This window comes from Tatumella ptyseos, from assembly GCF_030552895.1.
In the GTDB taxonomy this organism is placed as follows: domain Bacteria; phylum Pseudomonadota; class Gammaproteobacteria; order Enterobacterales; family Enterobacteriaceae; genus Rosenbergiella; species Rosenbergiella ptyseos_A.
In genome coordinates, this window is record NZ_CP130649.1 from 587,819 (window position 1) to 605,146 (window position 17,328).

Annotated in this window: 21 protein-coding genes; 7 read left to right on the forward strand and 14 right to left on the reverse strand. The window is 44.3% G+C overall.

The features are described 5' to 3' along the window. Positions 1-381 precede the first annotated feature (381 nt). The gene (locus tag QJR74_RS02890) at positions 382-633 is read left to right on the forward strand and encodes a FaeA/PapI family transcriptional regulator (RefSeq protein WP_304373110.1); all 252 of its coding nucleotides are present in this window, start codon (positions 382-384) and stop codon (positions 631-633) included. A gap of 59 nt (positions 634-692) precedes the next feature. Here QJR74_RS02890 and QJR74_RS02895 read toward each other — a convergent pair whose 3' ends face one another. After that, positions 693-1,301 carry a hypothetical protein gene (locus tag QJR74_RS02895; RefSeq protein ID WP_304373111.1) on the reverse strand — a complete coding sequence of 203 codons (609 nt, stop codon included), beginning with the start codon at positions 1,299-1,301 and terminating at the stop codon, positions 693-695. Between the two features lie 412 nt (positions 1,302-1,713). Between QJR74_RS02895 and QJR74_RS02900 the strand changes: the two genes are divergently transcribed. Further along, positions 1,714-2,184 carry a hypothetical protein gene (locus QJR74_RS02900; protein ID WP_304373112.1) on the forward strand — a complete coding sequence of 157 codons (471 nt, stop codon included), beginning with the start codon at positions 1,714-1,716 and terminating at the stop codon, positions 2,182-2,184. Between the two features lie 37 nt (positions 2,185-2,221). Here the strand turns inward: QJR74_RS02900 and treF are convergent, their stop codons facing one another. Continuing rightward, on the reverse strand, positions 2,222-3,868 hold the full coding sequence (treF, locus tag QJR74_RS02905; RefSeq protein ID WP_304373113.1) for an alpha,alpha-trehalase TreF: 1,647 nt from the start codon (positions 3,866-3,868) through the stop codon (positions 2,222-2,224). 261 nt (positions 3,869-4,129) lie between these two features. Here treF and QJR74_RS02910 point away from each other — a divergent pair, with 261 nt between their 5' ends. Then, positions 4,130-4,924, forward strand: coding sequence for a siderophore-interacting protein (locus QJR74_RS02910; protein ID WP_304373114.1), 795 nt, complete (start codon positions 4,130-4,132; stop codon positions 4,922-4,924). Here the strand turns inward: QJR74_RS02910 and QJR74_RS02915 are convergent, their stop codons facing one another. The 4 genes from QJR74_RS02915 to trmB all read right to left on the reverse strand — a co-directional run bounded on the left by QJR74_RS02915 (position 4,925) and on the right by trmB (position 7,806). Further along, on the reverse strand, positions 4,925-5,917 hold the full coding sequence (locus QJR74_RS02915; RefSeq protein ID WP_304373115.1) for an MDR family oxidoreductase: 993 nt from the start codon (positions 5,915-5,917) through the stop codon (positions 4,925-4,927). 53 nt (positions 5,918-5,970) lie between these two features. After that, a complete protein-coding gene (locus QJR74_RS02920) occupies positions 5,971-6,687 on the reverse strand; it encodes a DUF2884 family protein (RefSeq protein WP_304373116.1) in 717 nt (238 codons plus the stop codon). A 73-nt stretch (positions 6,688-6,760) separates the two neighbouring features. Beyond that, positions 6,761-7,087 (reverse strand): YggL family protein, encoded by a 327-nt coding sequence (locus QJR74_RS02925; RefSeq protein ID WP_304373117.1) that lies wholly within the window; start codon positions 7,085-7,087, stop codon positions 6,761-6,763. Continuing rightward, the gene (gene trmB / locus QJR74_RS02930) at positions 7,087-7,806 is read right to left on the reverse strand and encodes a tRNA (guanosine(46)-N7)-methyltransferase TrmB (protein WP_304373118.1); all 720 of its coding nucleotides are present in this window, start codon (positions 7,804-7,806) and stop codon (positions 7,087-7,089) included. Before trmB ends, QJR74_RS02925 begins: the two co-directional genes overlap by 1 nt. A gap of 152 nt (positions 7,807-7,958) precedes the next feature. Between trmB and mutY the strand changes: the two genes are divergently transcribed. Genes mutY through mltC form a run of 3 tightly spaced genes read left to right on the forward strand, consistent with a single transcriptional unit; the run spans position 7,959 to position 10,433 of the window. Then, positions 7,959-9,023 (forward strand): A/G-specific adenine glycosylase, encoded by a 1,065-nt coding sequence (gene mutY / locus QJR74_RS02935; protein ID WP_304373950.1) that lies wholly within the window; start codon positions 7,959-7,961, stop codon positions 9,021-9,023. 12 nt (positions 9,024-9,035) lie between these two features. Then, a complete protein-coding gene (locus QJR74_RS02940) occupies positions 9,036-9,314 on the forward strand; it encodes an oxidative damage protection protein (protein WP_304373119.1) in 279 nt (92 codons plus the stop codon). Positions 9,315-9,356: 42 nt separating this feature from the next. After that, entirely contained in the window at positions 9,357-10,433 is a 1,077-nt protein-coding gene (gene mltC, locus QJR74_RS02945; RefSeq protein WP_304373120.1) for a membrane-bound lytic murein transglycosylase MltC, read from the forward strand. A gap of 30 nt (positions 10,434-10,463) precedes the next feature. Here the strand turns inward: mltC and hemW are convergent, their stop codons facing one another. From hemW to QJR74_RS02965, 4 genes are read right to left on the reverse strand one after another with little or no spacing between them, the layout of a single operon-like run. Then, positions 10,464-11,609 (reverse strand): radical SAM family heme chaperone HemW, encoded by a 1,146-nt coding sequence (hemW, locus tag QJR74_RS02950; RefSeq protein WP_304373121.1) that lies wholly within the window; start codon positions 11,607-11,609, stop codon positions 10,464-10,466. Next, the gene (locus tag QJR74_RS02955) at positions 11,602-12,213 is read right to left on the reverse strand and encodes an XTP/dITP diphosphatase (protein WP_304373122.1); all 612 of its coding nucleotides are present in this window, start codon (positions 12,211-12,213) and stop codon (positions 11,602-11,604) included. The genes hemW and QJR74_RS02955 overlap by 8 nt, the downstream gene beginning before the upstream one ends. Positions 12,214-12,216: 3 nt before the next feature. Beyond that, complete coding sequence (locus QJR74_RS02960; RefSeq protein ID WP_304373123.1) at positions 12,217-12,771, reverse strand: YggT family protein; 555 nt, start codon at positions 12,769-12,771, stop codon at positions 12,217-12,219. Positions 12,772-12,784: 13 nt separating this feature from the next. Next, positions 12,785-13,489 carry a YggS family pyridoxal phosphate-dependent enzyme gene (locus tag QJR74_RS02965; RefSeq protein WP_304373124.1) on the reverse strand — a complete coding sequence of 235 codons (705 nt, stop codon included), beginning with the start codon at positions 13,487-13,489 and terminating at the stop codon, positions 12,785-12,787. A gap of 14 nt (positions 13,490-13,503) precedes the next feature. Between QJR74_RS02965 and QJR74_RS02970 the strand changes: the two genes are divergently transcribed. After that, positions 13,504-14,541, forward strand: coding sequence for a type IV pilus twitching motility protein PilT (locus tag QJR74_RS02970; RefSeq protein WP_304373125.1), 1,038 nt, complete (start codon positions 13,504-13,506; stop codon positions 14,539-14,541). Here the strand turns inward: QJR74_RS02970 and ruvX are convergent. The 4 genes from ruvX to rsmE form a co-directional block, all read right to left on the reverse strand. Continuing rightward, positions 14,504-14,926: a Holliday junction resolvase RuvX gene (gene ruvX / locus QJR74_RS02975; protein ID WP_304373126.1), complete on the reverse strand. Its 423-nt coding sequence runs from the start codon at positions 14,924-14,926 to the stop codon at positions 14,504-14,506. The two genes, QJR74_RS02970 and ruvX, sit on opposite strands and share 38 nt — an antisense overlap. Then, entirely contained in the window at positions 14,926-15,489 is a 564-nt protein-coding gene (locus QJR74_RS02980; protein ID WP_304373127.1) for a YqgE/AlgH family protein, read from the reverse strand. The genes ruvX and QJR74_RS02980 overlap by 1 nt, the downstream gene beginning before the upstream one ends. A 59-nt stretch (positions 15,490-15,548) precedes the next feature. Continuing rightward, a complete protein-coding gene (gene gshB, locus QJR74_RS02985; protein WP_304373128.1) occupies positions 15,549-16,499 on the reverse strand; it encodes a glutathione synthase in 951 nt (316 codons plus the stop codon). 93 nt (positions 16,500-16,592) lie between these two features. Further along, complete coding sequence (rsmE, locus tag QJR74_RS02990) at positions 16,593-17,324, reverse strand: 16S rRNA (uracil(1498)-N(3))-methyltransferase (RefSeq protein ID WP_304373129.1); 732 nt, start codon at positions 17,322-17,324, stop codon at positions 16,593-16,595. Positions 17,325-17,328: the final 4 nt, after the last annotated feature.

Consider the following 17,328-nt stretch of genomic DNA (forward strand, 5'->3'; position numbering starts at 1 on the left):
GATAAAAACAGTTTTTATCTCAGATGATTTACATGTGGGGATTATGTTCCTTCCTGCTTTATTTCTATTTATTTATAGCATAAAGATTTTTGAGGTAGATGGTAAAAAAGTCCCTCAAGCTTTGGCTTTAACTTCGAGGATATCTTATTCAATTTATTTATTACATATGGCTATTATGTTTACAGTCATTGAAATTTCGAAAGTAATATATGGAGGTGAGGTTTTTAAAATTTTTGCTACAAGGTTTAATCTATTATTTATATCTTTACTTTTTTCATGGGTTATTAGCTATTATTTTTGTATTTTTTTCGAAGAAAATATAGCGAGAAGAGTGAAGAACTACATAATAAGATTATAAGTTATCAATAATGGAGATTTTGAGTGAGTAAAAAGGATGAAGTATTGAAGGTAGTTTCTGATTTATGTGATAAGCATTACAGTAAAGAAATTAAACGCGGACAGCTACCCGATTTAGAATTATGGCCTAAAACGCGTGACATCTCCGATAAATGTGATTCGAGCATTTACGTTACAAGAAGTTTGCTTCTTCAACTTGTTGAAGAGGGGAAAATAATAAAATCCCCTCAGCTATACAGTAATTCTCTTCGTTGGTTCATTAAAGGACCACGCTGAGAAATCCTAAGTTAAAACGCTAAAGGCTCCGCTTTTCTTACAACGTAGCCTTTAGCGCATTAAGGGTTGATCAATCTACCGATGTCTTTATAGAAATTTTCTCTAAGCTTTCCTTTACGCAAGGTTCCTTCGCGGTAAAAATATACTTTCCTTAGGTTGCATTTTAATATGTCGGCAATGTTCTTTGTATTTAAGTTTAATAAGTATCCTCGTAATAGTGTAACCTGCTCTTTAGATAAATTCATTCTGTCATAAAAAATAACACTATAATTCCTCTTGCAACGTTCCCCATCATTTTGGCAAAGTATACGGGTAAAGAAATTAAAATCTTCTAAAGATATTCTTTTATCAATTTCATAGTCTGCGCTTTTAATTGACATAAATTGATGTAGTATGGAAAAAATACATATTTTCACCCCACTAATATTTTCCCTGATTTTTCTTATATCTATTTCTGGATCAATAATAATATTGTTAGTTGTTAATGTATCATAGAAGACAAGGTCGATATGGGACCGCTTAGGGGATTGGATAAGAGCTTCTACAGAATGAAAACGTAATACTACTATATTGGTGGAGATTTGCTGGCAAACTGATTCAATTGCAATATTAGTGAAATTGCACGTATCAATGATAGCTATAGAACGAACGTATTCCTTGTTATTCATATAACACCATAATCATTACGGTTAAAGTTAAGTGTATGTTCAGTAATTAGTATAGAGTGATTATTATTTGTCTGTTATTTATCCTTTTAGATGTTAATTATGTCTCAATGATTATGTCAGGCTTTCTCTTTCTCTTCCATATACAAATTTAAAAAAATCTTAAAATAAGAATGTTACTTTATATTTATTTTATTACGTTAAATTCTTATGGTTGGTTTATTATTAATAACAATGGTAATTTCGGATTTCCTGTTTTGCTAAGCGAAAAATAAAAAGTTGAGTATGCAGCCTATACTGTTAAAGGTAAGGTTAACTTCATCAGAAAAATCCGTTTTAGTTATAATTACTTGTTAGTTTCCACGCTCGTTGCTATGTTTTTAACAGGCAATACAACTTACAAGGATTGATCAAAATGAAAAAGACATTAACTGCTGCTGCAATTTCAATGACACTTTTGGCTTCCCACGCATTTGCTGACACCACGCCAACGGCCTCTGAGCAACTGCAAGAAAAAACCCAGCAACTTCAAAACCGTGCGTCTGAGACTTCACAGAAAGCTCAAGACCGTGCTTCAGAAACGACTACAGAATCTAAAAATCGTTTGAACGAAAACGTTGATAAAGCTAAACATCGCTTGCAAGGTGACAACAGCAATACGACTAAGGCGAAAGAGAGTGCACAACACGGTTGGAACAAAACCAAAGAGGAAGCCACTAAAGGTTGGAATAAAACCAAAGAAGGCACCCAAGAAGGTTGGAACAAAACTAAAGAAGCCACTTCTAAAGGTGTAGATAGCACAAAACAAGGTGCTAGCAGCGCTTGGCAGAAAACTAAAGATGCTGCAGCGAGTGCAAAAAAATCAATTAGTGATAGCACCAACTAATAGATTTTCTTTAAAGGCCTCCAAACGGAGGCCTTTTTCATTCCTCTATAAGATGTCCATATTCAGTTAGAAGGCATTGGGTTACCCCATTTGTCCAACCGAAGCCATCTTGTAGCGGGTATTCGCCCCCGCCCCCTGAAACATTGTTTTCGTCTACCACATCATATTTTTCGACGAGTTTGTGTTTTTCTTTAAAAAGTTTACTCACCGTTCTGAGCCAACGAACAGCAATTTCCTGGGCGAGTTTTTCATGACCATATTTTTTTAAACCTTGAATGGCCATCCATTGCAAGGGCGCCCAAGCATTGGGTTTATCCCATTGTTCGCCACTAGCGATAGTTGTGGCAATCAAGCCGCCAGGTGCTAGCAGTTGCGCTTCAATCTGTTTAGCAATACGCTCAGCTTGTAGGGGGGTTGCGACTTCGGTAAATAGGGCCACGGAGGTGGCAGCACTGAAGAGACCAAACTGTGATCTCCGCCAATCATAATCGCGAAACACGCCACTCTCAGCGTCCCACAGCCAATGATTTATCGTAACTAGGCGCTCTTCAGCTTTTTTCGCCCACACATGAGCGGTAATCTCCTCACCATTTTTTTTAGCTATCGTTGAGATTGTGCGCTCTAATTTATAAAGAAATGCATTGAGATCGATCGGTATATATTGTGTCGTGCGGATACTTGCTAGCCTCATTGGGTCTCTCAACCAACGAGATGAGTAATCCCATCCCGATGCTGCGCCTGCTCTTAAGTCGCGAAAAACTTCTTTTGACGGCCGATTAGAAGAAGCAGCGGTTTCGATATCTTCACGCCACGATTCATCACGCGGTGTATCACGATCATCCCAATAGCGATTAAGCATAGAACCATCAGGCATTTTCACGACATGGCGAAAAGCTTGATTAGGATTAAGCGATCCGGAACCATCCATCCAATAGTGATGTTCAGAGACAAGGTAGGGTAAATATTGCTCGCTATTAGGGATATTTGCTTCCTCACATAACTCCACCATCAATGCGAAGACTGGGGGTTGTGAACGGCTAAGATAATAAGTTCTGTTTCCGTTAGGAATATGACCATATTTCTCGATTAGCCATGCAAAGTTATCAGCCATATTCTTGAGTAAATCCTTTTTGCCACTTTCGGCCAACCCCAACATCGTAAAGTAGGAATCCCAATAGTAGACTTCGGTAAAACGTCCGCCGGGTACAATGTAAGGTTTCGGTAGAGGCAACAAGGAAGTGTTGGGATGATGACTTTGCGGATGTCTTATCATCACTGGCCAAAGAGCATCAATGTGCTGACTTAGCGTTCGTTTCTCTGCTTCGTCGTGTGCGTAATTATGAACTTCTTCTGGTAAATGGAAGTTATCTTTTATAAATTCACGCAGTGAAAAATCTTGGCTGCGACGCGATAACTTACGATATAGAATCAGAATATCAACAGGATCGAACTTCGGCGCACAGTCGGCAAAAGTTTTGCTATCTTCGAAAATATGCTGATTTTGAACATCTTCAAATAGCTCTAAATAGCGATCAGATGGAGTGAGAGCATCGGCAGATGGCATGCCTGCTATGTTTTCAGGTTCTGGCTCATGCTCATCATCAAAATCAGTTAACTCAACGTCTTGAGAATTCTCATAGTCATTTTCACTATTCAAGAGCTTTTCTTTAGATTGTTGCGACATGGAGATTTCCCCCTCAACACATGGACATTCAATAGTGGACGTATCGATTAAGTATAGACAATGTCGTCCAGACAGCTCCTATAGCAGCTGGTTTTACGAGTGTAAGTGAAGATTTCGGTCAAGTCCTACTACTTAACTTAAGGTATCGAGAAAGGGGTACTGTAAGGAATGATAAGAGTCGTAACATGATAATAAGAATTATTACTATCAAAGTTTAAGGCCCAAAGGTAGACTCTGGGGAATTCTTATCAAGGAGAACTTATGACTAAAACGCTTACTTCTGGTAAACCGGCACCGCATCGTGTTCGAAACGAGTTAGCATTTCGCACACTCACCGTGAGTAATAAACAATTAGTCGCAGAGCAATTCTGGCGTATCACTTTCCAATCTGAAGCATTAAAAGGGTTTAACTCCCCAGGGTGTGATGATCATATCAAACTCTTTTTCCCCGAGAACAGTGCAACGGCGCCAGTCGTGCCAACCGTTACAGATGAGGGAATTGTATGGCCAGATAATCAGCGACCAGAATCACGAGACTATACTCCGCTTGAGTTTGATGGTAAGAGCTCCCTTGTCATTGATTTTTATCGGCATGAACAAGGTGTTGCGAGTGATTGGGCAGAGAAGGTTAATGTAGGGGATTTGCTAACCATTGGTGGCCCGCGGGGCTCGTTAATTATTCCTAATGACTATTCCCAGCAACTTTATATTTTTGACGAAACTGGCCTACCAGCGATGAAACGGCGGTTAAGCACTCTTAAGGCAGACAACGTTTTACTGATCGCCTTTGCTAAGCGTCAGGTCGTTGAAGAGTACTTAGGGGCGTTACTTGCTGATTACACGTTACATTGCCTAGAAAATAGTAAGATGGACTCTACAGGCATCGAACAATGTATAAGCCTTAGCAATCCTTTACATTTCCCATCTGATGACCACTTCATATGGTTGACTGGGGAAGGAAAAGCGGTGAAGCAACTCAGTGACCACTTTATTGAGCAGCGAGATTGTTCACCAGAATTAGTCAGAGCAGTTGCCTATTGGCATGCTAAAGATTAATTAAACGTTGGTTTGCACTACAATCCGTCCACGAACCTCTCCTTTAAGTAAAAGGTCGGCAAATTCGATAGCTTGTTCCAGCGTAATGGTTTGAAAGGGAATCGGAAGTGGGGAGCGACTTAATAACACCGCGAAGCGTTGCCATGCAGCATTACGCTGCGCGGTTTCGCAATACACACTGTCGATACCTATCAAGCGGATATTACGCAGAATGAAGGGGGCCACGCTGGTATTAAGCTCTAGCCCCTGAGCCATTCCACAGGCGACCACGCAACCACTGCGCTGTGTCGCCGCAAGTAGGTTAGCGAGGGTATGGCTTCCCACACAATCAATTGCGCCCGCCCATCGTTCTGCTTGTAATTTTTTTCCCGATTCGGAGAGTTCACTTCTAGGGATAATTGAATGAGCACCTAACGACTCAACTAGGTACTCTTCGGCATGGCGGTCACCGCTGACGGCGATAACCTCGTAACCAAGTTGCGCTAAAATCCATGTGCTAAAACTACCAACCCCACCGCTCGCACCACTGACAGCAATCGGTCCTTTTTCGGGGGTGATCCCTTGTTGCTCTAGCTGCAACACGGCAAGCATAGCAGTCAGACCAGCGGTTCCAATCAACGCCGCATCTAAAGGGGATATTTCTTCAGGTAGCACCGTCAACCATTCAGTTTTCGCAGAGAATTTTTCAGCGAGGCCTCCATGATACTGTTCGCCAATTCCCCAACCAGTGACGACGGCGAGTTTCCCTATTGGCCACTGTAATGATTCACTGGCAATCACTTCACCTATCATATCGATTCCAGGAATAAGCGGAAACTGACGTATTACTGGCGCTTTAGCGCACAGAGCTAAGGCATCTTTATAATTAAGAGAGGAGTAAAGGACGCGAAGCGTAACAGGAAGAGGAGAGAGGCTAGCTTCGTTTACCGAGGATAACTTAGCGGAAACTTTATCGATTTTAGGGTCAGTAAGCCAGAGAGCGTTAAAGGTCATCACTTTTCTCCCAAAGACTGAAGTAAGAAGGGGCCGAGATGGCCCCACTCTTTTTATTTTATGGATTTGTAAAGTGCGATACGCTGCGCTTCGAGTTGAGTCACGCGCTGGCAAACTTGTTGGCCAAATTGTTGGAAATCGTCTTCGTGCTGTTTCCATTCTTGCTGGACGGCTTGTTGTAAGCCACCTAAATTACCGACTAAAGCTTGTAATGGGTTACCGTTACTACTGAGGTTCTTCATATTCCCCATTTCATTCAGGCTATCTTGTAGTACACCACCCATCGCATTTTGTACTAGTTTTTCGCTATCTTGATGAACGCTATCGATAGCACTGTGGTGATAGGTCATCACATCATTTTTCTGTGATAGCACTCGCGCAAACTGTAATTTTAGTTGGGAGTTTAAGTTATCTAAGCGTTGATGGATCCCACTTTCCGCGCCTAATTTTTCGGTAATGATACGATCTAATGCAGTTTTCGCTTGATCGAGACGTTGATGTGCACCTTGATTAATCCACGGCATATCTTTACGCACAGCGGCTTGGTAATTTATTGCTTGTTGGCGTACTGCAGCAGAGGGCTGAAGCGCTTTACCATTAAAGGTAATGTCTCCATTAGGGCTAATCACCATGGTGCCATCGCTTCCCACAATAGCTACGCTTTGAGTAGATAGCGTAATATCATCTTTGGGAATCGAGTCACATTGATAAGCGGCATGTGCTTGTACGGCTGAAACAAGTAGCGTAGCGAGTAGAACTTTGCGTAGCATGGAGTTTCTCCAGAAGGGGGGAGGGATTAACGGATAATAGCTAACCTATTATCCGTTTGGAAATTATACTGACTTAGTCCCACCAAACATCAAACAGTTCCGTAACTTGGATGTTTTCTAAGCCTTTTGCTGAGAGCCATTGACTGACAACGGTTCGGTGTTCGTCAGTACATTTACCGGTTTTTTGTAAACAGACTAAACCTTCCCATTGAAGGTAGCCACTTCCATCATAGGCTAGCCCTTGAGGCTCAATGACTTCACTGATAAAGTCATCGACAGTCTTATCGATGGTGGCGGTGTCGGTTCCTGCAGGAAACGACCATGCGACAGAAAATCCAAATTCTTGGAACTCGTCAAGATGCAGTTTTTTACGCAAGCGGCGACTACGGTTAACAGCCATTATTTAACCCTCTCAAACATTAAATCCCACACGCCATGTCCTAAACGGTGACCCCGTTGTTCGAACTTGGTGAGTGGACGTGAATCTGGCCGAGGAACATATTGTCCTTGCGGCGATTGGTTGACATAACCAGGAATAGATTGCATGACTTCCAGCATATGCTCGGCATAGTTTTCCCAGTCAGTGGCCATGTGAAAAACGCCACCCAATTTTAATTTACTTAAGATCAGCTCAGCAAACGGGATTTGCACAATACGTCGTTTGTTATGGCGAGCCTTATGCCAAGGGTCTGGAAAAAAAAGTTGAGCGAGACGTAATGAATTATCTGGAATCATATTTTCCAATACTTCTACGGCATCGTGGCACATTACGCGTAGATTTGTCACACCTGCTTCATCAGCGCTGGCTAAACAAGCACCGACTCCAGGGGCATGTACCTCGATGCCCAAAAAATTCTGATGGGGATTGGCTTTAGCCATTTCAACTAAGGATGCCCCCATACCAAAACCGATTTCTAACACTAGTGGCGCTTCACGACCAAACACCTGCACAAAGTCCATTGGCTCAGCACTGTATTCAATCCCATTGATTGGCCACAGTTCATCAATTGCGTGCTGCTGGCCTTTGGTTAGACGGCCTTGGCGTCGAACAAAACTTCTTATCCGGCGTAATGGACGCCCTTCTTCATCAAATTCTGGTGTAATGACGTCATTAATCATAATAAGCCTACAAATGTTTCAATTTTAAACGGGGATTATGCAAAGTTAAGCATGATTAGCAAGCCTTTACCAAGCAGTGGTTTACTTAATGCTAGGTCTATGCTGCAATTTATCCATCTCTCTTCACGAATTCTGTACTAACGATGTTAACTATCAGCGAATCGTCAGCTTTTGCTCACCAAGTCCTAACATGGTATCACCAGTTCGGCCGTAAAACGCTGCCTTGGCAGCAAGAAAAAACGCCTTATAAGGTATGGTTGTCTGAGGTGATGCTTCAGCAGACCCAAGTGACAACGGTCATTCCCTATTTTGAACGTTTTATGGCGCAATTTCCATCGGTCGCCGAGCTGAGTGCCGCACCGATTGACCATGTGCTGCATTTATGGACGGGGTTAGGTTACTACGCGCGGGCTCGTAATCTTCACAAAGCTGCCTGTCAGGTGATGAGTGAACATCAAGGTCAATTTCCAGAAACCTTTGAACAGGTGGTGGCTTTACCTGGAGTAGGGCGCTCAACTGCCGGCGCCATACTTTCCCTTTCACTGGGCCAACATCACGCTATCCTCGACGGCAACGTTAAGCGAGTGCTTGCCCGTTATTTTGCTGTCGAAGGGTGGCCGGGACAGCGTGACGTCGAAAATAAATTATGGGCGCTGAGTGAGGCGGTAACCCCGCAACAGGAAGTAGCGGCCTTTAACCAAGCAATGATGGATCTGGGCGCAATGGTTTGTACGCGTTCCCGTCCCAAATGCGAACTCTGCCCGCTCAATGAGGGCTGTATCGCCCATGCTCAGCACAATTGGCAAGATTATCCAGGAAAAAAAACAAAAAAAGATCTCCCAACTCGCGAAGCTTGGCTATTGTTATTACAGCTAGACGAACAGGTTTTATTGGAAAAACGCCCTAGTTTAGGGATTTGGGGGGGATTATATAGCTTCCCACAGTTTTCTGATCGTCTCGAGATGGAAGAGTGGTTATTGCAGCGTGGTATCAAAGCAAAGCAACAACAGTTGAATAGCTTTAAACATACCTTCAGCCACTTCCATTTACAGATAATTCCGGTGCGAATAGAACTGTCGACGATGACGGCTTTAATGGAGGAATCTGTTACTCTCTGGTATAACTTAACCCAGCCGCAATCGGTAGGATTAGCCGCACCGGTACAACGTATTTTGAACGAGTTAAGCTACGAACTCGCCATAGAGCATAATAATTAACAGGATTGACCTATGAGCCGTACAATTTTTTGCACATTTTTGAAACAAGATGCTGAAGGCCAAGACTTTCAACTTTATCCAGGTGAGATTGGTAAACGTATTTTCCAAGAAATTTCAAAACCGGCTTGGCAGCAGTGGATGGCTAAGCAAACCATGCTTATCAATGAACAAAAATTAAATATGATGAATCCAGAACATCGTAAAGTGATTGAGCAAGAGATGGTCTCCTTTTTGTTTGAAGGTAAAGATGTTCAGATCGATGGTTACACGCCACCTGAGCAGTCCAACTGATAAACCATAAAATTTTACGTTAAGCAGCCAGAACGCCACCCTATGAAAAAATTGATTCCTCTCATGCTCATCGCGCCACTGCTAGTCTCTTGCTCGAGTGATAAAAAAAGCGTTTTTCACGAAGATTGGGTAAAAGATACTAATGGTTTTGATATTCTTATGGGCCAATTTGCCCATAATATCGAGAACATTTGGGGGATCAATGAAGTTCTGATTGCTGGCCCGAAAGATTACGTAAAGTATAGCGATAATTACTATACGCGCAGCCACATCAACTTCGAAAGCGGTAAGATTACCATCGAATCTATTTCGGGAACTAACCCGATGGCTAGCTTACGTGAGGCCATTATCACTACGCTTTTGATTGGTGAAAACCCGGGTAACGTTGACCTCTACTCTGACGCCAACGATATCAATCTCAGTCAAGAGCCATTGCTTTACGGTCAGGTGCTGGATAACACCGGGCAGCCCATCCGTTGGCAAGGACGTGCCGGAACTTTCGCTGATTACTTGCTGAAGTACAAATTACATCGTCGTGTTTCTGGGATGCACGTTATTTGGTCCGTCACCATTCCTATGGTGCCAAACCACTTAAACCAACGTGCACACCGTTATTTGCCAATGGTACGCAAAGCTTCCGATCAATATGGGGTGGATGTTTCACTTATCTTAGCGATCATGCAAACAGAGTCTAGCTTTAACCCCTATGCAATTAGTAATTCTGATGCATTAGGGCTGATGCAGGTTGTTCAACATACCGCTGGCGTTGATGTCTTTAAAATGAAAGGTAAGTGGGGTAAACCGAGTCGCAGCTACTTACTCGACCCTGAGAATAATATCGATGCCGGAACGGCTTATCTTTCGATTTTACAGAATAATTATCTCGCAGGGATTACCGATCCCCAATCAAGACGTTATGCGGTGATTACTGCTTACAATGGTGGAGCAGGAAGCGTACTGAAAGTCTTCTCAAGTAATAAAGATAAAGCCGTCGCCATCATTAACGCGATGCCCCCCACGGAGGTTTACCGTATTCTGGTGCGTAAACATCCCGCGGCTGAATCGAGACGTTATCTTTATAAAGTGGACAAAGCTCAGCGTAGTTATTTCCGCTATTAGATATAAAGCCTTGCTAAGCAAGGCTTTTTTTTATTCAGTTTCGGGTAGGAAAGCTTCTAGCAATGAATTTAAAAATAACTTTCCTTTAGGGGTGATTTGCCAGTACTCAGCAGTTTCTTGCAGATACCCGGCTTGAATCGCTTTATCGATCGCAGGCCTAACCTGTTGTTCTGCTAATCCGGTTAAATCAGTAAAATCTTGGCGAGGACAAGGCTCCAATAATCGAAAACGGTTCATAAAGAACTCGAAGGCTTTATCCTCATCGGCAACCATAAATTGCCGATCAAGATACTCGCCCCGCAAAAAGCCTTTAGGGTGGCGTGTTTTAACGGTGCGCATAATCTTACCGTCGGCAAGCGTAATTTTACCATGAGCACCGCAACCAATACCGAGATAATCTCCAAACCGCCAATAGTTAAGGTTATGTTCGCAACGGTAACCTGGCTTAGCATAAGCTGAGGTCTCATATTGCTCATAGCCAGCCTCACGCAGTAGCTGGTCCCCTTGTTCGAAAATATCCCAGAGGTCATCATCGTCTGGCAGTTTAGGCGGACGTGAGGCGAAAAGAGTATTAGGCTCTATCGTTAACTGATACCACGAAAGATGAGGAGGGTTTAACGCTATTGCCTGCCGTAAATCGTCCAAAGCCTGTTCAATACTCTGGTCGGGAAGACCATGCATCAGGTCTAGATTAAAACTCCGTAACCCTAACCCCGTCGCGAGTTGTGCCGCTCGTTTCGCTTCCTGCGGCCCATGTATCCTTCCTAATCGCGTCAACTTCTCGGCGTCAAAGCTTTGTACCCCAATAGAGATACGATTAATCCCTGCTTGCTGGTAGCCACTAAATCTTTCTGCTTCGACAGTACCGGGATTAGCCTCCATCGTCACTTCACATCCCATGGATAACGGGATACGCTCACGTACGCCATCCATCAGTTGTTGCATCGCTTGGCTACTCAGTAAACTCGGTGTGCCGCCACCGATAAAGATGGTTGAGAGTTGCCGTCCCTGAACCAGGTGCAGACTGTCATCTAAATCTTTTAGTAAATGCTCAACATATTCCTGATGAGGAACCTCGCCCTTGAGGGCGTGAGAGTTGAAATCACAATAGGGACACTTTTGGACACACCATGGGATATGAATATACAAACTTAATGGGGGTAAAGCTTTAGCCATTACGTAATGCTTCCATCAGTTGCTTTAATGCTTGACCACGATGGGAGATCGCTGATTTCTCTGCCTTACTCATTTCAGCTGCACATTTTTGTTGTTCGGGAACATAAAAAATGGGGTCATAGCCAAAGCCGCCTTGGCCGCTAGGTTGGCGAGTAATCATGCCCGGCCAGCGTCCATAACAGACAATTGGGGTAGGATCTTCAGCGTGGGTCAAATAGACCAAGACACAATGGAAAGCGGCCTGTCGTTGCGCATCGGGAACATCCTGCATAGCCGTCAGTAGCTTATTCAGGTTGTCCGTATCGGTAGCCGCTTCACCCGCATAGCGTGCAGAGTAAATACCTGGCGCGCCTTGTAAGGCATCAACCGCTAAACCTGAATCATCGGCGATGGCTGGCAGGCCGGTTACCTGGGCAGCGTGGCGAGCCTTAATTAACGCATTTTCAATGAAAGTGAGGCCAGTTTCTTCTACTGAGCCCACCCCAAGTTCAGTTTGAGCAGTAATGGTTAAACCAAAATCGCCTAACAAACCAGCCAGTTCGCTAACTTTACCTGCATTACCGGTGGCCAACACGACATGCTTTGGAGAAAAATAGTTCGTCATGATTTATAACCAAACCCATAGGTTAGGGAAAAGATCCATGCCGAGATAATTCAAGGCATAAAGGATAAGGATAACGATCATCGCCGAGAAATCTATTCCGCCCATCGCCGGTAACCAGCGTCTGATAGGCGCCATTAGCGGCTCGGTCAGTTGGTATAGCACATAGTCTACTGGGCTGCGGCCTTGGCTTACCCAACTCATAATCGAGCGAATCAAAATGACCCAAAATACTAAGTTACCCGCGGCCTTGAGCAGCGATAAAACACCAACCAATAATAAGCTTAGCGATAATGAAAAACCGCCATTATTGATCGCAACCAGTAGAGGGTATTTTAGAGTTGTTAGGATGAAGGCGAGGAGTAATGACGCACCGTCAATTGGGCCGATAGCCGGTATAATACGACGTAAAGGACCAATAATGGGTTGTGTCAGCTTTACCACGAATTGAGCGAGTGGATTGTAAAAGTCACATCGCGCCCATTGCATCCAGATGCGTAATAACAGTACGAGCACATAGAGCTCGATAAATGTTTTGACCAAAAACGTCAAGGTATACATAGTGTTCCTTAGCTTATTCTGAAGTAGTTGAATACTGACGGGCACCAAAAATCGCGCTACCCACTCGTACAAGAGTACTGCCTGCGGTAATTGCCGCATCAAGATCATCACTCATCCCCAAGGAGAGTGTATCGACCTCAGGATAGTGTTTTGCTAAATCGTGAAAGAGCTTCGCCATACGCTGACAAACTGCTAACTGTCTTGAGAAATCAGCTTCCGGTGCGGGAATAGCCATAATCCCTCGTAACCTTAATTGAGGAAGTTGAACAATTGCCGCAGCTAGCCCACTCAATTCTTCGACCTGAATACCTGACTTGCTGGACTCATCGCTGATATTCACCTGAATCAAAATATTCAGAGGGGGAAGATGTTCAGGACGTTGGTCTGAGAGACGTTGTGCCAGTTTCAATCGATCAACGGTATGACACCAAGCAAAATGCTCAGCCACTAAGCGACTCTTATTCGACTGCAATGGACCAATAAAGTGCCAGTCGATATCAGCTAAGTGAGCTAGGGTAGTAATTTTACCAACGCCTTCTTGTACGTAATTTTCACCGAAGCAGCGTTGACCAGCACGGTATGCCGCTTCGATATCGCTCTCAGGCTTAGTTTTACTTACCGCAAGTAAGGTTATTTCTTGAGGGCTACGCCCACAATGCCTAGCTGTATCGGCGATCCGTTGTTCCACTGAGTGTAAATTTTGAGAAATGGATGTCATAACCGGAAATCACTATGGAGTTAACAGAATTAATTGCGCGTAGTGTAAAACATAACGCGAGCGATCTACACCTGTGCTGCGGAGAATTTCCCCGTTGGCGCAGAGAAAATACGATCGAAATCATTCCAGGTAGCCAAAAACTGCCCCATGCTTGGTTTAAACACTTTCTCAGCCAACAGATTACTGGGCGATTATCGCAGCTGCTGGCGGAACAAGGACATTGCGATTTTGCGTTGACCAGTGAGCAAGGAGCACGTGTCCGTGCTTCATTTTTCAAACAACATCAGGGGTTCTCCCTATCGTTACGAATACTCCCCGCAGAGGCGAAGGATATTGAGAGTTTACAATTGCCTAGTGCCTTTATTCGGTTAGTTGAAGGCCAACAGGGATTAATCTTGATTTCAGGAGCAACGGGATCAGGGAAATCGACAACACTGACGGCGGTTATCGATCATCTAAATCAGCATTATCAACGACATATTATTATGCTTGAAGACCCAATCGAATTTTGCCACAGCCCTGGGCAATCTCTGATTCAACAGCGGGAGATAGGGGAGCATGTTAGCAATCTATCGAACGGTATAGTCTCAGCGTTACGTCAAGATCCTGATATTATTGTAATTGGCGAACTTCGCGATACAACCACGATTAAACTCGCGCTGACCGCGGCAGAAACCGGCCATCTTGTGCTGGCAACGCTACACAGCACAGATACGACTCATGCCTTACAACGGTTGGTGGATGCCTTTCCTCCCCATGAGCGGGATACTGCACGCCAACATTTGGCGCAAAGTTTACGAGCGGTATTAGCACAGCAGCTACGCTTTAAGGCAGAAAGGGTGTCACCCCTCTATGAATTACTGATCAACACTAATGCAGTGGGAAATCTTATCCGTGAAGCAAAGTTTCATCAGCTACCGGGGCAACTGGAGCAAGCCAGTCAAGAAGGAATGGTTTCATTCCGCCAATCGCTTGAGCAGTACGCTAAACAGAATAGCGGATTATTATGTCCCACTATTGATAAAGCGCTTCGAACCAACTTTCCAAAATAATGACTGCCGATTGGGAATCAACACGTCCCTTCGATAGCGACTTATAACCTCCCTTTTCGAAGAGGCGAGAGCGGGCTTCCGTTGTGCTTAACCGCTCATCTTGTAATTCCACTTTTTTACCCAGCCTGCCATGTAGGCGGTTAGCAAATTTTTTGGCTCGCTGCGTCAATTCCTGCTCGCTTCCATCCATATTGAGTGGGAGGCCGACGACTAAATAATCGGGTTGCCACTCACTGATCACTTTTTCGATCAGCGTCCAGTCCGGCACGCCATCTTGGGCTTTAACTGCAGCAAGGGGGGAGGCTGTTGCGGTTAAGGTTTGTCCTACGGCGATACCTATACTGCGCGTCCCAAAATCGAACGCGATGATAGTCTGGTTACTCATTAACTGTGTCCTGCTTCGCTAGCAATCATATGAATATTAATACCGAGTTTTGCTGCGGCAGCAGACCAACGCTCAGAGGCAGGTAAATGGAAAATAATGTCGCTAGTAGCAGGAACGGTTAGCCAAGCATTCTCCAGTATCTCGTTTTCAAGCTGCTGTTGCTCCCACGCACAATAGCCCAACGCGACCAATACCTGTTCTGGATGGTGATCAGTGGTGAGTGCCTCAAGTACATCTTTGGAGGTGGTAACTATCGTTTCGGGAGAAACTTCGATACTAGAAGCATATTTTTGAGGCGTAGTATGAAGAATAAAGCCGCGGTCTTCAGACATAGGGCCGCCAGTGAACACGGGTTGTTCAAGCTGGCGCTGGGAGCCGTCTCCAGAAAGCTCGATGTCTAATTTGGCTAACACCCCTTCAACATTAAGGTTTTCTAAAGGTTTATTGATAATAATCCCCATCGCGCCATCAGCGTTATGTTCACAGATGTAAACCACGGAGCGCTTGAATAACGGATCCTCTAGCGTGGGCATGGCAATCAGGAAATGGTGCTGTAAATTCATACCGTCTCGAGTGATTAAGTTTCTGGTAACCACAGGGCTACCAGAAAGGTTGAATAAAATTATGCGTTAGCTAAACGTTTTTCAATAGCACCCATCAGCATACCAGTTATTGATACCGGAAATTCGGCTTCAATCTCACGAATACAGGTAGGACTCGTGACGTTAATTTCTGTTAATTTATCGCCAATGATGTCGAGGCCAACAAAAATAAGGCCTTTCTCTTTTAGTGTCGGCGCGACTTTGCGCGCAATCGCCCAATCACTGTCAGTCAATGGTCGAGGTTCGCCGCGACCACCTGCGGCTAAATTACCACGCGTTTCCCCAGACTTAGGGATGCGGGCCAAGCAGTACGGAACAGGTTCGCCATCGACAACCAGAACACGTTTGTCGCCCTGTTTAATCTCCGGGATGAAGTTTTGGGCCATACAAAATTGTGTGCCTTGCTGGGTCAAGGTTTCCCAGATGACCGAGAAGTTAGGATCATCTTGTTTCACACGAAAAATAGAGGCACCGCCCATGCCATCCAATGGTTTCATAATGATGTCACCATGTTCTTGCCAGAAATCACGTAAAGTTTCACGACTGCGCGTAACCAAGGTATCTGGCGTGAGTTCAGCAAACCAAGCGGTAAAGAGTTTCTCATTACAGTCGCGTAAGCTTTGCGGCTTATTGACAATCAGCGTGCCTTGTTCTTCAGCCCTTTCTAAAATATAGGTCGCATAAACAAACTCGGTATCAAAAGGAGGATCCTTACGCATAAGGATCACATCAAGATCGGCCAGAGGGAGGGTTTGTTCACTGGTGAATTCAAACCATTTCTCTTCATTTTGCATTACAGTCAGCCCGCGGGTGCGCGCCGAGGCGACACCTTTGCGTAACGATAGGTCATTCATCTCCATATAATGGATTTCATAACCGCGTTTTTGGGCCTCTAGTAACATTGCAAAACTGCTATCTTTCTTGATATTGATGGTTGTAATGGGATCCATCACAATACCCAGCTTAATCATTCACAACCCCTTCAAAATTTAGTGTATTAGGGAAAAGGACTCAGTATACCCAAGGATGAACCAAGCATTTCACTGTTGATGCCAGATAGTCAATTAACCTAAATCACCGAATCTTACTTGTAGCGCGGTAATTGCGGTCAATGCAGTCGTTTCAGTACGTAATACCCGCGGACCTAATAAAATATCGGTGAAGTTATCCTTACTGGCTTGTTCAATCTCAGCAGCAGATAATCCCCCTTCGGGCCCGATAAGTAATCTCACCTTATTGTTTGGCAGTGTAAGTCGATTAATACTTTGTGAGGCGCGTGGATGAAGATTAAGCTTAAGCGCATCACTCTCTTCGGCTAGCCAGTCTGCTAAAGTCATGACTGGACGGATATCGGGTATACGGTTTCGTCCGCACTGTTCACATGCGGCAATCGCAATTTTTTGCCATTGCGAAAGTTTTTTCTCAAGCCGCTCTTTGTCCAGTTTTACACCACAACGTTCAGAGATTAAAGGCGTAATAGTATTAACCCCCAATTCAATAGATTTTTGGATGGTGAATTCCATTTTTTCGCCCCGCGACAGCACTTGTCCTAAGTGAATATTGAGAGGGGACTCACGGTCATCGATTTCACCCTCACTGGTTTCTACCGTGACATGCTTCTTACTGGCTTCAACGATAGTGGAAGGGAATACTTGATTACTGCCATCAAATAATAAAACGTGCTGACCCGCGACCATGCGTAATACTCGGCCAACGTGATTGGCGGCGTCTTCAGAAAGCTGAACACGTTGGTGACTTTGAAGCGCTTCTGGATGATAGATGCGGGGAATACGCATGGCC